The sequence below is a fragment of the Mesorhizobium sp. CA16 genome (genome assembly GCF_020165175.1).
Taxonomy (GTDB): domain Bacteria; phylum Pseudomonadota; class Alphaproteobacteria; order Rhizobiales; family Rhizobiaceae; genus Mesorhizobium.
Window position 1 is genome coordinate 242,226 of the sequence record NZ_JAIUHP010000004.1, and the last position, 15,500, is coordinate 257,725.

Consider the following 15,500-nt stretch of genomic DNA (forward strand, 5'->3'; position numbering starts at 1 on the left):
TTCTGGCGACGTCCGGCCACACAAACCGACCGGGCGTCCACTCTTTCAACAGAGTGAAATTTTTTTCATAAATTCCGCCCGATTCCCGAAATTGTCAAGCCGGATTTACGCATCGTAAACCGGTTGTTCCAAGGCAAGAAATTTGCCTGACAATGAAATTATTTGCTTCAAGGGGATTGCAGGGCTTCGCCGTTTGCGGTCAATATTCGACCAAGCTCCGCCACCAAGCAGGAGCAGGGAACAGCAACGGCTTAAATCGCACGGAGGACGATCGGATGACGGCATCCTGGAGATTCTCGACCCTGGCGGATCGCCATCGCGCGCTCGGCTCGAAACTCGAGGACTGGAGCGGCATGGGCACCGCCTGGACCTACGACAAGAATGCCGACGAAGAATATATCGCGATCCGCACCAAGGCTGGGCTGATGGACGTCTCCGGCCTGAAGAAGGTCCACATCACCGGGCCGCATGCCTCGCATCTCATCGACCTCGCCACGACGCGCGACGTCGAAAAGATCTATCCCGGCAAGTCGGCCTATGCCTGCATGCTGAACGAGGCCGGCAAGTTCACCGACGATTGCATCCTCTACCGCATCAGCCCCAACTCGTGGATGGTCGTGCACGGCTCCGGCACTGGCCATGAGGAGCTGCAGCGGGCGGCGATGGGTCGCGATGTCTCACTGCGCTTCGATGACAATCTGCACGACCTTTCGCTGCAAGGCCCGACCGCGGTCGACTATCTCGCCAAGCATGTGCCGGGCATCCGCGACCTCAACTATTTCCATCACATGCAGACGCAGCTCTTCGGCTTTCCGGTGATGATCTCGCGCACCGGCTACACCGGCGAGCGCGGCTACGAGATCTTCTGCCGCGGCCAGGATGCCGGCACGATCTGGGACAGGATCCTCGAGGAGGGCAAGAGCGCCGGCATCATCCCGTGCCGCTTCACCACGCTCGATATGCTGCGCGTCGAGAGCTATCTGCTCTTCTACCCTTACGACAATTCCCAAAAGTATCCGTTCGAGAACGAAGGCCCCGGCGACACGCTGTGGGAGCTCGGCCTCGACTTCACCGTCAGCCCCGGCAAGACCGGCTTCCGCGGCGCGGAGGAGCATTATCGGCTGAAGGGCAAGGAGCGCTTCAAGATCTACGGCGTGCTGCTCGACGGCAAGGAACCGGCGGACGAGGGCGCGCCCGTCTATCGCGACGGCAGACAAGTCGGCGTGGTGACCTGCGCCATGTATTCGCCGCTGGTCGAGAAATCGATGGGCATCGCTCGCCTCGATGTCGACTGCGCCGTCAAGGACACCAAGCTCGAGATTCGCAACAGGAGCGGCTCGATCAAAGCAACGGCGCAGCCCTTGCCGTTCGACGATCCGAAGAAGACCAAGCGCACCGCCAAGGGTTGAGGCATCATCAGCGGGGAGGGGTTTTAAGGCACTAGAGCACGATCCCGAAAAGTGGGAACCGGTTTTCGGAAAAGACTATCCTCCAACTGATCTAAGGAAGAATGGCAGCCAAGACGATCATCAGCCGGCCCGTTTACGGAACGCTCTCTCCGCGGCCCGGCAAGCATCATCTGTTCATCGCCGATGCGGAAGGCGCGCTCGCGATAACGGACATGACCGGCAAGGCGACGCCTGGCTTCTTCGACGGCGCCGAGATCGTCTTCATTCCGGGGCCCGAGGGGAAGCACATCGCCGCCCTCGAAGCGCTGAAGCCGATGCAACTTCACATCGCGCCGTCTTTCGCCAGCCTCTTGCCGCGGCTGAAGCAGACGCTGACCAACGCCCATATGGGGCTGCGCCTCTATCTTGCCGGCACCGAAGGCCTGATCGGCCAGGCCATGCAGGTGGCGCTCGAAGCCGGCATCGACCATACTTCGATCGAGACCGAGCATCGCGGCTCGCTGGCGCGCCGCGTGCAATGCGTGCACTGCAAGGGCATCACCGAGAATGTGACGACGCAGCCGGCGCTCTGCTCGCATTGCGGCCTGCTGCTTCTGGTGCGCGATCACTATTCGCGGCGGCTCGCCGCGTTCCAGGGCGTGTGCATCAACGCCGAGGATCGCTCCGAGATTCCTCCGATCGAGGAGGTCTTCCGATGAGCACCGGCACCACCAAGCTCGACGTCGTTGTCAGCGACGTCGTTCCCGTCAACGATCTCGTGACCCGTTTCCATTTCCGCCGTCGCGACGGCGAGCTGCTGCCGACCTTTTCCGGCGGCGCCCATGTCGTGGTCGAGATGCGCGACGGCGACCGCACCAGGCTCAATCCCTATTCGCTGATGGGCTCGCCGCTCGACACGCGCGAATACACGATCTCTGTGCGCCGAGACGATGCCGGCCGCGGTGGCTCGCTGTTCATGCACCGGCAGGTCAAGCCCGGCCTCGAGATGGTGATCAGCTATCCGGTCAATCTGTTCTCGCTGGATCTGCGGGCGAAGAAGCACCTGATGCTGGCCGGCGGCATCGGCATCACGCCTTTCATGGCGCAGACGTCGCAGCTGGCAGGCACCGGCGGCAATTTCGAATTGCATTACACTTGCCGCACCGCTTCGCTGGGCACCTATGCCGATGTGCTGCAGCAGCGCTATGGCAACCGGGTCAGGCTCTATCACGACGACCGCGAGGAGCGCATCGACCTCGAGCGGCTCTTGTCCTCGCAGCCGCTCGGCACACACCTCTATGTCTGCGGGCCGGCGGGCATGATCAACTGGGTGCGCGATCGCGCGGCTAGCCTCGGATGGCCGCCGGAGACCGTGCATTTCGAGCATTTCGCGGCCCCGCAGCCTGGCGCGCCGTTCGACGTGACCTTGGCCGTCAGCGGCAAGACGATTCGCGTCGGCGAGCAGCAGAGCCTGCTCGAGGCGATCGAAGCCGCCGGCGTCGACCCGCCTTATCTCTGCCGCGGCGGCGTTTGCGGCCAGTGCGAGACCAATGTGATCTCCTTCGACGGCAAGTTCATCCACAACGATCACTGGCTGAGCGAGGAAGACCACCGTTCCGGCTGCAAGATCATGCCTTGCGTCTCGCGTTTCGAGGGCAAGTCGCTGGTCCTGGAAAGATAGGAGGCGTCAATGGGCATCACCTTTCGCAAGGAAACGTTCCGGGACGACTACACGTTCAGGAACAGCCCGGAGCATATCCGGCGCTTTCCCTTCCCATTCAACGAAGACTCCTACATGTACGCGGTCAACATCGAGCCGCATGTGGTCGGCCCGAAGGGCAGCGTGCTCGAGAACCTGATCGACGTCGACGAGCACTATGTCGCCGAGATGCAGGACCGCGCGCTGGTGCTGGCCGAGGATCCACTGCGCTGCCAGTCGCTGCCGCATATGACGCTTGCCGGCTGGGACCTGCTCGAGCTTCTGATGGAGCAGCAGGCGCTCGGTTATCCCGAGCACTTCACACTGGAGCGAAACGGCGATCGCTGGCGCTGGATCAACCGGCCGCTCGGCATCGACGACACCTTCACCTTCGGCGACACCTCGACGCTGCCCTACGGGCCGATGGAATACATCACCCGCCAGAGCCAGGGCGATTTCTGCATTCTCGACCAGCGCGACGGCAATTTGTGGATGGATGCCGGTATGGTCACCACTCAGGCCGACTGGTCGCTCGACTTCGACATCGGCATGAATTTCTTCGAATGGCATGCGCCGGTGCCGCTGGCGCATGAGAAGGGCATTTTCACCCGCGCGCTGAAATTCCTGACCAACATCCAGCAGGGCAAGCCGGCCAGGCGCCTCAACTGGACGATGACAATCAATCCGCGCCTCGACACCAGCCCCGAGAACTATCACAAATGGGGTCCGGACCGCGCCACGGTCACGCCCGAAAATGTCGGCCAGAAGGTGCATCTGCGCGTTGAGCTGCAAAGCTTCTGGCGGCTGCCGCGTTCAAACGCCATCGTCTTCCCGATCCGTTGCTATCTGATCAAGATGGACGAGCTGGTCACACAGCCGAAATGGGCGCGGCGCCTGCACCGCGTCATCCGCGACCTGCCGGAAGAGCTCGCCACCTATAAGGGCCTGACACGATATAGGCCGACGCTGGTGGAATGGCTGTCGAAGCTTGACGACGGCAGCCCGACCAGCCCGGGGTTCGGGCCGGATTGAAGACTTGGGTTCCTCGCCCCCGCAAAGCGGGGGAGAGGTGTCCGCGAAGCGGACGGAGAGGGGGCCTTCGTAGGGCGCTCCCCTCTCCGTCTCAGCTTCGCCGAGCCACCTCTCCCCACTTCGTGGGGCGAGGAACCCCAGCTACCGATGCGACAGAATATTCACCAGCCGCCCGAACGGATCGCGCACATAGAAGCGCCGCACGCCCCAGGGCTCGTCGGCCGGGCCGTATTCGACGGCGAAGCCGGCGGCCTTCATTGCGTCGAGCGCCGCGTCCACATCGTCGACCTCGATCGACAGGTCCGGCACGGGCGTTCCGGATCCGCCTTGCGCCATGAAGCTCACCTGCGCCTGCATCCGTTCCTCGGACCCGTAGGTGGCGATCCAACCCATATCCATGAGCAGATCAAGCCCGAGCACGTCCTGGTAAAAGCGTTTGGCCGCGGCAATGTCGGATGTGGCGATGTTGGCGACGATGCGCTCGACTTTCACCATAGGCTGACCCCTGCTTTGCGCGCTTCCCAGTGCCGGCAGCCTATGCCGTGCGCCTCAGCGCCGTCACCTCGATCTCGATCTTCATCTCCGGCTTGTTGAGCTGGCACACGATCATCGTCGCCGCCGGGCGGATGTCGCCGAACGCCTCGCCGAGGATCGGGAAGACCACGTCAACATAGGTCTGGTCGGTGATGTAGTAATGCGCGCGCACCACGTCGGCCATGTCGAACCCGCCTTCGGCGAGCGCCTTGGCGATGGTGGCAAGGCAATTGCGCGTCTGCGCCTCGACCGTGTCGGGCATGGTCATGGTGGCATAGTCATAGCCGGTCGTTCCCGACACGAAGCACCAGTCGCCCTGCACCACCGCGCGCGAATAGCCGGCGGTTTTCTCGAAGGGCGAACCGGTGGAGATGAGCTTGCGCATGGGGGCCTCGCGTTGGTTGCGCCCCCTCTAGCAGGGGAAGACGGGTCTGGTCGTGGGCCAAGCCGGGCGGACCGTTGTCAGGAAAGGTAAGCGCGACATGGGTGATTGGCCGAAGCCTCCCTCCGGTCGTCATTCCTGGGCGGAGCAAGGAGCGAAGCGACGCGAGCAGACCCTGGAATCCATGCCGTGACGTCGAAGCGCCGCAGCGTTTCAGAATTCTGCACCGTTTGCACCCTACGGCAACCGTCACGGCATGGATTCTAGGGTCTGCGCTCCGCTACGCGTCGCTCCGCCCTAGAATGACGAAGGCACGGATGGTCGCCCTAGTTCCCCTGCGCGTCGTCATACGCCTTCTTGATGTCGTCCGGCCAGTCCTTCATCGACGGCCAGGCCTGCGGCTCGCCATTGTCGCCGCGGCGGGCGAAATAGACTTTCTGCTTGGCCGGGTCGACGGCCATGAAGCCGTCATTGCCGCCGCAGTCATGCGGCACGCAGCCGGTGGCGTAGAAGGCGCCGGACGCCGTCTTTTCGGTGCCGCCGCCGACCAGAAGGCTGGTCGCCAAGTCGGGCATGTCGTTGCCCAGCAACGCCTGTCCGGCCTTGTAGACGGCCTCATTGTGGAAGGCATCAATGATGTTGTCCAATTTCGACGGGTCGACATCCTTCCAGCCGGTTCCGGGTTCGGGCGTGTAGGTCAGGTTGCCGGAGGTCGTCAGCCCTTCCGTGGGCGACCATTGCAGCGCCGGCTTGGACTCGCCCGGCAGAAGATAGGGCACGAAATAGATGGCGCTGTCGGAGACTGCTGCCGGCGGCGCGCCGCATTCGTCCTGCTCGACCGTGGTGGTCTGGATCTCGCCGTCCTTCGGCTTCCAGACGATGACCTTGGCCGGCCCGCACTGGTTGCCGCCGTCGCCGACATCGACCAGCGCCACGTTGACATCGCCGATCTTGACGATCTTGTCGAAGAAGACGTCGTAATTGCTGGCCAACTGCTTGCCGTCATAGGCAAGCACCCTTTCGCTGTCCTGCTCCGGCTGCGTGATGGTGAGCTGCCCGCCCTCGAACGGGATCGGCGCCTGCTTGTCGTCATCCGACGCGGCCTGGTCGTTGCCCTGGTCGGACGCGCCTTGATCGGTCGCCGGCTGGTCGGACGCGGCGGGCGCCGACTGCGTGGCCGGCGCGGTGGTCTGCGCATTGGCGCCGATCGTGGCGAGAAGGATTGCCACCGAAGCAGCCAGAAGCGAGCGTGTCATGACTGTCCCTCCATTCAGCCGTCACGAACCCGGCCTGCGAAGGCCGGAGCCTATTGATTTAAAGCCATGCCGCCCAGAGACTGTTTCGAAATTCGCTCTGGCGAGTCATATGGTGGTGGTTTCGAGAACCGTAGCGCAGCGGACATTTGGTCCGTGAGCAACGGAAGCGCAGAAACCGCCATCAGATGGCCGCCGGAGTAGAATTTCCAAACGGTCTCTCAGGCCCAGGGGCGCAGCTCGGCGTTCTTCTTCTCGAAGGACGCGATGGCGCCGGCCTTCTCCATGGTCAGCCCAATGTCGTCGAGGCCGTTCAAGAGGCAGTGGCGCTTGAAATCGTCGAGGTCGAATTTGACCACGCCGCCATCCGGCCCGCGGATTTCCTTCGCCTCGAGGTCGATCGACAGCGTCGCATTGGCGCCGCGCGAGGCGTCGTCCATCAGCTTGTCGAGGTCTTCCGGGCTGACCGTGATCGGCAGGATGCCGTTCTTGAAGCAGTTGTTGTAGAAGATGTCGGCGAACGAGGTCGAGATCACGCAACGGATGCCGAAATCGAGCAGCGCCCAGGGCGCATGCTCGCGGCTCGAGCCGCAGCCGAAATTGTCGCCGGCGACCAGGATCTGCGCCTTGCGGTAGGCCGGCTTGTTGAGCACGAAATCCGGGTTCTCCGAGCCGTCCTCATTGTAGCGCATCTCGGCGAAAAGCCCGGTGCCGAGCCCGGTGCGCTTGATCGTCTTGAGATAATCCTTGGGAATGATCATGTCGGTGTCGACATTGACGATCGGCATGGGCGCGGCGACGCCGGTGAGCTTGGTGAATTTATCCATGGTCCTTGCCCGTCTTCTTCGTGGCTTGCGGGGAATTTTGCCGGACGGTTTACACAAAGCTGGCGGCAAATGAAAGGCAACTGTTCGTGCGCGGACCTTGGACCAATGTCGAGCATGGCATGCGCGCCGGAGCTGGAACACCTCAAAAAACGGCTTCGAAATCCTGGCCGGCTGGTGCAATCTGCGGCCATGGCCGATCCTTCAAAAGTCCTTTACGCCAGCGAGCCCGCCCTCGACGTCGACGAATTCCGCCGTGTGCTGGTCGAATCCGGCCTCGGTGCAACACGGCCCGTCGACGACGAAGCGCGCCTGAAGACAATGCTCGGCAATGCCAATCTGGTGCTGACAGCGCGGCTCGACATCGAGGGCAAGCCGCTGATCGGCGTCGCGCGCGGCGTCACCGATTTCTCCTGGGTCTGCTACATCTCCGAACTCGCCGTATCCGCCTCGGCGCAAGGGCTCGGCGTCGGCAAGGGCCTGATGGACGAAGCACAGCGCCACCTTGGCCCTTCGGTCGCCATCAGCCTGATCTCGATGCCCGACGCCGTCGGCTTCTACGAGCGCATCGGCATGACGCGCATGACCGACGCCTTCTGGTTCTCCCGCAAGCGCTGATCTGAACCGCCACCGATATCGGAGCTGACTCCTGCCTGGAACCGGCAAGCCAGATCGACCCCCACTCCGTCGAGCTTCGCTCGACACCTCTCCCCCGATCGACGGGGGAGAGGAATCGTGCGAGTTCGCCGACCCTGGCTCCCTTCCTCTCCCTCCGGAGGGGGGAGAGGTGGCGCTGCGAAGCAGCGACGGAGTGGGGGAAGGCGCTGCTCAAAATCGAAGCCGCCTCAAGACATGCACAATCCGGGAAGCAAGAAAGCTCAGGCAAGCAGCAATCAGGCTGCAGAATATTTTCGCTAGCGCTTGACATGCAACCAAATGGTTGCATATTAAACCGATGAGCATGGATGCCGTCTTTCGCGCTTTGGCCGACCCGACCCGCCGGCAATTGCTGGACAGCCTCCATGCCCGGAACGGGCAGACGCTGAACGCGCTCTGCGAGCACATGGAGATGACGCGCCAGGCGGTGGCCAAGCACCTGGCGATCCTCGAGGAGGCGAACCTCGTCACCACCATGCGCCGAGGCCGCGAGAAGGAGCACTACCTCAACCCCGTTCCGATCAACGAGATCGCCGAGCGCTGGATCGGCAAGTTCGAGCGGGGGCGGCTTGCCGCTCTCAGCGACCTGAAGCAACGCCTTGAAAGGGAAGAGCCGTGAGCGAGAACCGTTTTGTCTATGTCACCTACATCCGCACCACGCCTGAAAAACTCTGGCAGGCGCTGACTGACCCGGAATTCAACCGGCGGTTCTTCCTCAGCTCCTACCAGGAGAGCGACTGGAAGGTCGGCTCGCGCTGGAAGCTGGTCTTCCCCGACGGCCGCATCGCCGATTCCGGCGAGATCCTCGAGATCGACCCGCCGCGGCGTCTGGTGATCAAATGGCGCAACGAATGGATGCCCGAGGTGAAGGAGGACGGCTACACCCGCTGCACCTTCACCATCGAGCCCGACGGCGAATTGATGAAGCTCGCCGTCACCCACGAGGCCGACGGCCCGCACAGGCTGATCCAGAACGTCGCCAAGGGCTGGCCGCTGGTGCTGGCGAGCCTCAAGAGCCTGCTCGAGACCGGCAAGGGTTTCGAGCGCCCGCCGTCAAAAGAGTAAAGTTCGTTTCGGACACGAGACAATTGCCGGCAGAGGTGGATTCGATGCTTCAATTATCCTTGCCGCAAGCCATGGCGAATGCGGACACGGTCATGGCCTCGGCCGAGCTTCCCGCCTCGCCGGATGAAGTTGGCGCGGCGCTGGTAACCAGCGAGGTCGAGCGCTGGTGGGGTTCGCCCGAAACTTACCGCATGACCGGCTGGAACGCCGATCTTCGCGTCGGCGGAAGCTGGCGTGTCACGGTGCGAACCGCCGACGGCAGGCGCCTGCCCGCCGGCGGAGAGTTTCTCGAAATCGAAATGCCGCGCCGGATCGTGCAGACGCGGCGCTACGACTGGAACCATCCGGCGCTCGGCCGGCGCGAAACGACCCTCGCCTATCTGCTGGAGCCGATCGCCGGCGGCACGCGGCTCACCATCTGCCATGGCGGCTTCGCAGGTTTCCCGGACGCCGCGGCGGAACATGCCGAAGGCTGGGCGCGGGTGCTTGGATGGCTGCAAACATATTTTAGTGACGGACGGCAGGCGGCTTAGCGCCACCTTCTCCCCTTGTGGGAGAAGGTGGATCGGCGCGCAGCGCCGAGACGGATGAGGGGTGTTCCAGCGGAGTGAGACGTTGGCTTTCCCTGGAACACCCCTCATCCGTCGCCTTCGGCGACACCTTCCCCCACAAGGGGGGAAGGGGGCAGCCCTCAGATCACATTCAGTTCCCTGAACGCCCTTCCTTCCGCCACACGGCTATATCCGAACGCCCTGCAATCCACCGTGCGATACCCGCCATGCACGATGAGCTCGGCGATCGACTTCCCCACCGCCGGCGCCTGCTGCAGACCATGGCCGGAGAAGCCGTTGGCGAACAGGAAGTTTTCCACCTCCGGATGCGGGCCGATCACCGCATTCTGGTCAAGCGTGTTGTAGTCGTAATGCCCGACCCAGGCGCGCGTCGGCTTGATCGCCTCGAAGGCCGGGATGCGGGTGGCTAGGACTGGCCAGATCACCTCTTCGAACAGCGGCCAGTTGACCTCGAAATCCGTCGGATCGGGCGCATGATCGCCTTCCTCCGGCTCGGCGCCGCCGGTGATGTAGACCGAGCCTTCGGGCCGCACATAGATGCCGGACGGATCGACCAGCAGCGGCATGTCGGCGAATTTGTCGCGCGCTTCGAAGACGAAGACGTTGCGCTTGCGCGGCTCGACCGGCAGCGCCAGCCCGGCCAAGGCGGCGACCTTGCCGGCATTCGGCCCGGCCGCGTTGACGACAATGCCGGCTTCCAGCGTCTCGCCATTGTCGAGGCTTACACTGGTGACGCGGTTGCCGTCGCGCGCGATGGCGGTGACGGAAGCGGTGATGAGATCGATCTTCTTGTCGCGCAGCGCCTTGCGGAACAGCATCAGCATCGCATGCGCGTCGAACCAGCCTTCGCCGCTGCGGCCATAGGCGCCGGCGGAAATGCCTTCGGCCGACAGCCAAGAGAAACGCTGCGTCAGCTGGCCGGCATCCTCCAGCACGATGTCGGCGCCCTCGGCGACCTGCGTCTCGTGATTGGCCTTGAGGATCGGCAGCCCGGTCTCGCCGGCGAGGATGAGATAGCCGCCCTCGCGAAAGCCGATATCGGCATCGGCGCCGAAGGTTTCCTTCAGCCGCCGGAACAGTTTCAGCGTGAACTGCGACAGGCGGATGTTTTCAGGGATCGAGAATTGCTGGCGGATCGAGGCGCAGGACAAGGTCGTCGCCGCATGCGAGAATTGCGGATCGCGCTCGATCAGCGCGATCGAGCCGGTAAAGCCCTCCTCGCGCAAATAATAGGCGACCGAGGACCCGACGATGGCCCCGCCGATGATGACGATGTCATAGCGCACGCTTTTGGTTCTCCGACTCCAGAGCATGATCCCGACGCTCGGGTTCGCACGCTCAAATCAATGCAGGAAGATCGATCTCGAAGCGCGTGCCGCGCTCGGAGTCAACCAGCCTGATCGTGCCATCATGCGCTTTCAGGAGGGCCAGCACGATGCCGAGCCCCATGCCGGTGCCGCCGGTCTCGCGCCGCGTGGTGAAGAACGGCTCGAAGATCCTGGCGCGGTTGGCGGCCGAGATGCCGTCGCCGTCGTCGCCGATCTGGACCGCCGCGCGCTCGCCATCGGCTGAAGCATGGATCGCCACCTGTCGGGCGCCATGTCGTGCCGAATTGTCGATGAGATTGGCGAGCACGATGCCGAGATTCTCGACCGAGATGCCGAGCCTGATATCGCCGCCGCCTTCAAGCCGCGCTTCCAGCCTTGTGTCGACCGGCAAGGATGCCAACGCAGCATGAAGTGTCGTGCTTTCGCCGCTCGGTTCCAGATTTTCAGCGCGCGCCAGGTCAAGCAGTCGGCGCACCAGGAGATTGAGCCGCCCGGCGTCGGTGACGATGTTGTTGGAGAAACGCTGGCGCTCGGCCTCGTCCATGGCGCCGCCGGAATCCCTCAGCAGCTCCGCCGCGCCCTGGATCGCCGTCAACGGCGATTTCAGCTCATGCGAGACATGGGTGGCGAAGGTCTGGATGCTGTCGGAGCGCGCCTGCAGTTTTTGCGCCATGTCGAGGAACGCCGCCGACAGCGCCGCCATCTCGCGCGTGCCGTGATGGGCGAGCGGCCTGATCGCCTCGCGGTCGCCGGCGGCGATGCGTTTCGTCCGCTCGATCAGCGCGTAGATCGGCCGGCTGACAGTACGGATGAACACCAGCGCGATCAAGAGCGTGCCGCCGACGATCGTGATTGCCGCCAACGTCACCTTGCCGCGCTCGCCATAGAGGTGCTTGACGATGTTGTTCGGCGTCCGCGACAGATAGACCACGCCCGCGACCCGGCCGTCGAGCTCGACCGGCAGGGCGACGAAGACGCGCACCCTGGTGCCGCGGCTCACCGAGTAGAGCGGCGGCGGCGGCTGGTCGGGAATGCGCAGCCTGAGCGCGCTGGCATAAGCGCCTGAAAGCGCGGTCCGCACCTCTTCGATTTCGCCGAGCGACCGGCCGACCTCGTCGCCGCCGGCGATCACCACGCCGCGCGGATCGAGCAGCCGGAAGCCGGCAAGCGTCGTTTTCTGCGTCTCGTCGAGGATGCCGTCGAGCCGCGCGCCTATTGCCGCGAAGGCCGGATCGGCGGTGGCGGGAAGCGCCGCCGGGCGCGTCGGCATGACATCGTCCGAGGCAAGGTCGAGGCGCGGCTCGATCGGATCATAGGGATAGTTGTTGTCCCTTGCCGGATCGGCCGAGATCGGCGACCCCAGTTTTTCCTGGGGAATGCCTGCAGCGCGCACCTCCTGGGCATAGACGGCGGCGGCGACCGCGCCTTGCGCGATGAGCTCGCCTTCGGTCTGGCGGATGAGCTGGTTCTCGTAGAGCCGGAAGAAGAACAGTCCGACCAGCGGCAGCGCCATCACCAGGATGAGGATGACGACGACGACGGTGGCAAGCCTGGGCCGCCACTTCTCCTTGCTCAACCACCGCATCGGCCGAGCCGGAAGCCAACGCCATGCACCGTGGCGATCGCATCGAGACAGCCGACCGCCGCCAGCTTGGCCCGCACATTGCGGATATGGCTGTCGACCGTGCGCTCCGAGACATGGATGTTGGAGGCATAGGCATTGGCCATCACCGCGTCGCGGCCAAGCACATGCTGCGGGCGGGCGAGGAAGCCCTTCAGGATCGCGAACTCGATCGCCGTCAAGATGAGCGGCTTGCCGTCGAAGCTCGCCTCATGGCTTGCCGGGACGAGCATGAGCTTGCCATGCGCGAATTGACGGTCGTCGGCTTCTTCTTCGACCGGCGCCGGACGCGCGCGCCGCAGGATGACGTTGACGCGGGCGACCAGCTCGCGCGGGCTGAACGGTTTCGTCACATAATCATCGCCGCCCATCTCCAGCCCGAGCACCCGGTCGATCTCCTCGTCGCGCGCGGACAAAAACAGCACCGGCACGTCGGACTTTTGCCGAAGCCTGCGGCAGACCTCCAGCCCGTCCATCTCCGGCATGCCGATATCGAGCACGATGAGATCGGGCGCGCGGCGCTCGACCGCCTGGAGCGCGGCGGCGCCGTCGGCGACGGCGGCCGTCTTCATGCCGGCCTTTTCCAGCGCGAAGCAGATGATCTCGCGGATATGCGGGTCGTCGTCGGCGACGAGGATGTTGTGCGGCATGAAATCAGCGGCCCGGCGCGTAAGGTAGGATGACGGCAGGATTAGAGCAATTCCAGGGAAAAGTGCGAAATTGTTTTCGGTCCGGAGTGGAGCGGCCTCGGGGCGAAAAGCAGGATACCCGCCCCATGGCATGGTCTTTGCGGCTCGACGAGCCACCAGCCTTCATTGCGGAGCCGGCGCGGCAGCGACCAGCGGGATGTGTGAGGTGTTCGCATGATGCCGGTTTCGCCGGCCGGTGCGGTAAGTGCGCGGCGGAATCCTGGAGCTTTTCAGCAGGGATTTGCAGATTTAGTGCAGGCAGGTCGCCTTTTCGGCGGGATAATCGCGTAGGGCGCTCCCCCTCTCCGTCTCGGCTTCGCCGAGCCACCTCTCCCCCGCCTCTGGCGGGGGCGAGGAACCCAGGCCTGCGAAGGTCGCGCGCCCTCGGCGATTAGCGTTTCCTCGCCCCCACAAAGTGGGGGAGAGGTGGCTCGGCGCGCAGCGCCGAGACGGAGCGGGGGCTGGCGCCGCCATATGCGATTGTCCTGTCCCCTCCGCCTTGCCTCATCCGCCGTCACCCGGCATAGATCGGCGATGGCTCAAGAATCCTACCGCCCGCGCCGCTCGGTGCTCTACATTCCCGCCTCCAACGACAAGGCGCTCGCCAAGATCGGCTCCTTGGCCTGCGACGCGGTCATCATCGATCTCGAGGATGCCGTTCTGCCCGCCGACAAGAAAGCCGCGCGCGACAAGGTTGCCGGCATCCTGGCTGCGCGTCCCGAACGGCGCTGCGAGATGGTGGTGCGCATCAATCCTTTGGCCAGCGAATGGGGCACCCATGACCTTTTGGCAGTGGCCAAGGCCGAGCCCGACGGCATTCTTCTGCCCAAGATCGCCACGCCGCGCGACATCCTCGAGGCCGGCGACCTGCTCGACGACAATTTCGCGCCGGACAGCGTGAAACTATGGGCGATGGTCGAGACGCCCAAGGCGCTGCTCAACATCGGCGCCATCGCCGAACTCGGCCGCGATCCGGCTTCGAGGCTGGCTTGTTTCGTGACCGGAACGAATGACCTGGTGAAGGCGACCGGCATCCTGGCGACGCCCGACCGACGCTATCTGATGCCGTGGCTGATGCAGCTGGTGCTTGCGGCGCGGGCCGGCGGTCTCGACGTCATCGATGGCGTTGCCAATGATTTTCGCGATCTCGACGCTTTTGCCCGCGAATGCGCCGACGGGGCCGCCATGGGCTTTGACGGCAAGTCGCTGATCCATCCCGCCCAGATCGAGCCGGCGAACCGCGCTTTTTCGCCGTCGCCCGAGAGGCTGGCTGCGGCCCATGCGATCAAGGATGCGTTCGCGCGGCCCGAGAATGCCGGCAAGGGCGTGATTGCGATGGACGGGCGCATGGTCGAACGGCTGCATCTGGCGGAAGCCGAGAAACTTCTGGCGAAGGCCGCGATCATCGGCGCATGATGCGCCGGTCTTCAAGATAGGCTCGATAAATGAAACTCTACCGCTTTCTGTCCGGTCCGGACGATTCAACTTTCTGCCACAAGGTGACGGCAGCCCTGAACAAGGGCTGGCACCTGTTCGGCTCGCCGACCTATGCCTTTGACCAGCAGACGAAGTCGATGCGCTGCGGCCAGGCCGTGGTGAAGGACGTCGAAGGCCAGGACTACGGCCCGGACACCAAGCTCAGCGACTGGTAGGAGGGCAGCAGGCTCTCTCATTCGTCATCCTAGGGGGTAGCGACGCGAAGCGGAGCGCAGACCCTAGGATCCATTCCGTTCCCTCTGCCGAAGGGCGCGGCGGGCCAGAATATAGGGAAATTGCGGTGTCGGGCGGCAGGCGTTCCGTTCTGCACCGCGGGCTTGGTGTTGATGGAATGGCATGGATCCTAGGGTCTACGCGCGTCGCTTCGCTCCTTGCTTCGCCCTAGGATGACGAAGTGCGTGCTCACCCAGCCGCCGCCTGCTCCGCCGCCTCCTCGATCCGCTCCATATCGTCGTCCGACAGGCCGAAATGGTGGCCGATCTCATGGATCAGCACATGGGTGACGATGTCGCCCATCGTCTCTTCATTCTCGGCCCAGTAGTCGAGGATGGCGCGGCGGTAGAGCGTGATGCGGTTTGGACCTTCGCCGGTCTGCGGGTTCCAGCGCTCGGCGATGCCGCGCCCCTCGAACAGGCCGAGCAGGTCGAAGGGCGTCTCCAGCGACAGATCGTCCATGATCTCGTCGGTCGGGAACTCGGCGATCTGGATGATGATCTCGCCGGTGAGCTTGCGGAACTCGTCCGGCAGATGGGCATAGGCCTCCAGCGCCAGAAGCTCCATCTCGTCCATCGACGGCGAGAGCTGGTCGTGCCAGGTGCGGGTCTTGTAGATGCGGGCCATGAAATGTCCTTTAATCCCGGCATATAGGCTTTCACGCCGATTGAGGCAAATGGACCGGCTGGGGTGTTCGCTTTCAAGGTAAAAGACGAAGGAATAAATTCCTTGCGACTCTGCTTGAC

At 63.8% G+C, this 15,500-nt stretch carries 18 protein-coding genes; 10 read left to right on the plus strand and 8 right to left on the minus strand.

What is annotated here, in order from left to right:
• The first annotated feature begins 275 nt into the window (after positions 1 to 275).
• From LB525_RS08855 to LB525_RS08870, 4 genes are all read left to right on the plus strand, one after another.
• A complete protein-coding gene (locus LB525_RS08855) occupies positions 276 to 1,409 on the plus strand; it encodes an aminomethyltransferase family protein (protein ID WP_140844224.1) in 1,134 nt (377 codons plus the stop codon).
• 101 nt (positions 1,410 to 1,510) lie between these two features.
• Positions 1,511 to 2,107: a dimethylamine monooxygenase subunit DmmA family protein gene (locus LB525_RS08860; RefSeq protein ID WP_224544340.1), complete on the plus strand. Its 597-nt coding sequence runs from the start codon at positions 1,511 to 1,513 to the stop codon at positions 2,105 to 2,107.
• The gene (locus LB525_RS08865; protein ID WP_224544341.1) at positions 2,104 to 3,069 is read left to right on the plus strand and encodes a PDR/VanB family oxidoreductase; all 966 of its coding nucleotides are present in this window, start codon (positions 2,104 to 2,106) and stop codon (positions 3,067 to 3,069) included. The genes LB525_RS08860 and LB525_RS08865 overlap by 4 nt, the downstream gene beginning before the upstream one ends.
• A gap of 9 nt (positions 3,070 to 3,078) precedes the next feature.
• On the plus strand, positions 3,079 to 4,119 hold the full coding sequence (locus LB525_RS08870) for a heme-dependent oxidative N-demethylase family protein (protein ID WP_140747989.1): 1,041 nt from the start codon (positions 3,079 to 3,081) through the stop codon (positions 4,117 to 4,119).
• Between the two features lie 141 nt (positions 4,120 to 4,260).
• Here the strand turns inward: LB525_RS08870 and LB525_RS08875 are convergent, their stop codons facing one another.
• The 4 genes from LB525_RS08875 to leuD all read right to left on the minus strand — a co-directional run bounded on the left by LB525_RS08875 (position 4,261) and on the right by leuD (position 7,115).
• Positions 4,261 to 4,611, minus strand: a complete 351-nt coding sequence (locus LB525_RS08875; protein ID WP_224544402.1) for a VOC family protein — start codon at positions 4,609 to 4,611, stop codon at positions 4,261 to 4,263.
• Between the two features lie 43 nt (positions 4,612 to 4,654).
• Entirely contained in the window at positions 4,655 to 5,038 is a 384-nt protein-coding gene (locus LB525_RS08880; RefSeq protein WP_095770033.1) for a RidA family protein, read from the minus strand.
• Between the two features lie 323 nt (positions 5,039 to 5,361).
• Positions 5,362 to 6,291 carry a hypothetical protein gene (locus tag LB525_RS08885; protein WP_224544342.1) on the minus strand — a complete coding sequence of 310 codons (930 nt, stop codon included), beginning with the start codon at positions 6,289 to 6,291 and terminating at the stop codon, positions 5,362 to 5,364.
• Positions 6,292 to 6,509: 218 nt separating this feature from the next.
• Positions 6,510 to 7,115 carry a 3-isopropylmalate dehydratase small subunit gene (gene leuD, locus LB525_RS08890; RefSeq protein ID WP_224544343.1) on the minus strand — a complete coding sequence of 202 codons (606 nt, stop codon included), beginning with the start codon at positions 7,113 to 7,115 and terminating at the stop codon, positions 6,510 to 6,512.
• A 189-nt stretch (positions 7,116 to 7,304) separates the two neighbouring features.
• Between leuD and LB525_RS08895 the strand changes: the two genes are divergently transcribed.
• The 4 genes from LB525_RS08895 to LB525_RS08910 all read left to right on the plus strand — a co-directional run bounded on the left by LB525_RS08895 (position 7,305) and on the right by LB525_RS08910 (position 9,367).
• Entirely contained in the window at positions 7,305 to 7,730 is a 426-nt protein-coding gene (locus LB525_RS08895) for a GNAT family N-acetyltransferase (RefSeq protein WP_224544344.1), read from the plus strand.
• A gap of 337 nt (positions 7,731 to 8,067) precedes the next feature.
• Complete coding sequence (locus tag LB525_RS08900) at positions 8,068 to 8,388, plus strand: ArsR/SmtB family transcription factor (RefSeq protein ID WP_224544345.1); 321 nt, start codon at positions 8,068 to 8,070, stop codon at positions 8,386 to 8,388.
• Positions 8,385 to 8,834: an SRPBCC family protein gene (locus tag LB525_RS08905; protein ID WP_224544346.1), complete on the plus strand. Its 450-nt coding sequence runs from the start codon at positions 8,385 to 8,387 to the stop codon at positions 8,832 to 8,834. The genes LB525_RS08900 and LB525_RS08905 overlap by 4 nt, the downstream gene beginning before the upstream one ends.
• A 44-nt stretch (positions 8,835 to 8,878) precedes the next feature.
• Positions 8,879 to 9,367 (plus strand): SRPBCC domain-containing protein, encoded by a 489-nt coding sequence (locus LB525_RS08910; protein WP_224544347.1) that lies wholly within the window; start codon positions 8,879 to 8,881, stop codon positions 9,365 to 9,367.
• Positions 9,368 to 9,525: 158 nt separating this feature from the next.
• Here the strand turns inward: LB525_RS08910 and LB525_RS08915 are convergent, their stop codons facing one another.
• From LB525_RS08915 to LB525_RS08925, 3 genes are read right to left on the minus strand one after another with little or no spacing between them, the layout of a single operon-like run.
• Positions 9,526 to 10,692 carry an NAD(P)/FAD-dependent oxidoreductase gene (locus LB525_RS08915; RefSeq protein ID WP_224544348.1) on the minus strand — a complete coding sequence of 389 codons (1,167 nt, stop codon included), beginning with the start codon at positions 10,690 to 10,692 and terminating at the stop codon, positions 9,526 to 9,528.
• 52 nt (positions 10,693 to 10,744) lie between these two features.
• Entirely contained in the window at positions 10,745 to 12,247 is a 1,503-nt protein-coding gene (locus LB525_RS08920) for an ATP-binding protein (RefSeq protein ID WP_411971012.1), read from the minus strand.
• A gap of 59 nt (positions 12,248 to 12,306) precedes the next feature.
• Positions 12,307 to 13,005: a response regulator transcription factor gene (locus tag LB525_RS08925; protein ID WP_140845955.1), complete on the minus strand. Its 699-nt coding sequence runs from the start codon at positions 13,003 to 13,005 to the stop codon at positions 12,307 to 12,309.
• A 573-nt stretch (positions 13,006 to 13,578) separates the two neighbouring features.
• Here LB525_RS08925 and LB525_RS08930 point away from each other — a divergent pair.
• A complete protein-coding gene (locus LB525_RS08930; RefSeq protein WP_224544350.1) occupies positions 13,579 to 14,460 on the plus strand; it encodes an HpcH/HpaI aldolase/citrate lyase family protein in 882 nt (293 codons plus the stop codon).
• A 29-nt stretch (positions 14,461 to 14,489) separates the two neighbouring features.
• Positions 14,490 to 14,696 (plus strand): DUF1737 domain-containing protein, encoded by a 207-nt coding sequence (locus tag LB525_RS08935; protein WP_095769831.1) that lies wholly within the window; start codon positions 14,490 to 14,492, stop codon positions 14,694 to 14,696.
• 247 nt (positions 14,697 to 14,943) lie between these two features.
• On the opposite strand, the gene LB525_RS08940 is transcribed toward LB525_RS08935, so the two are convergent.
• The gene (locus LB525_RS08940) at positions 14,944 to 15,381 is read right to left on the minus strand and encodes a metallopeptidase family protein (protein WP_095769832.1); all 438 of its coding nucleotides are present in this window, start codon (positions 15,379 to 15,381) and stop codon (positions 14,944 to 14,946) included.
• Positions 15,382 to 15,500: the final 119 nt, after the last annotated feature.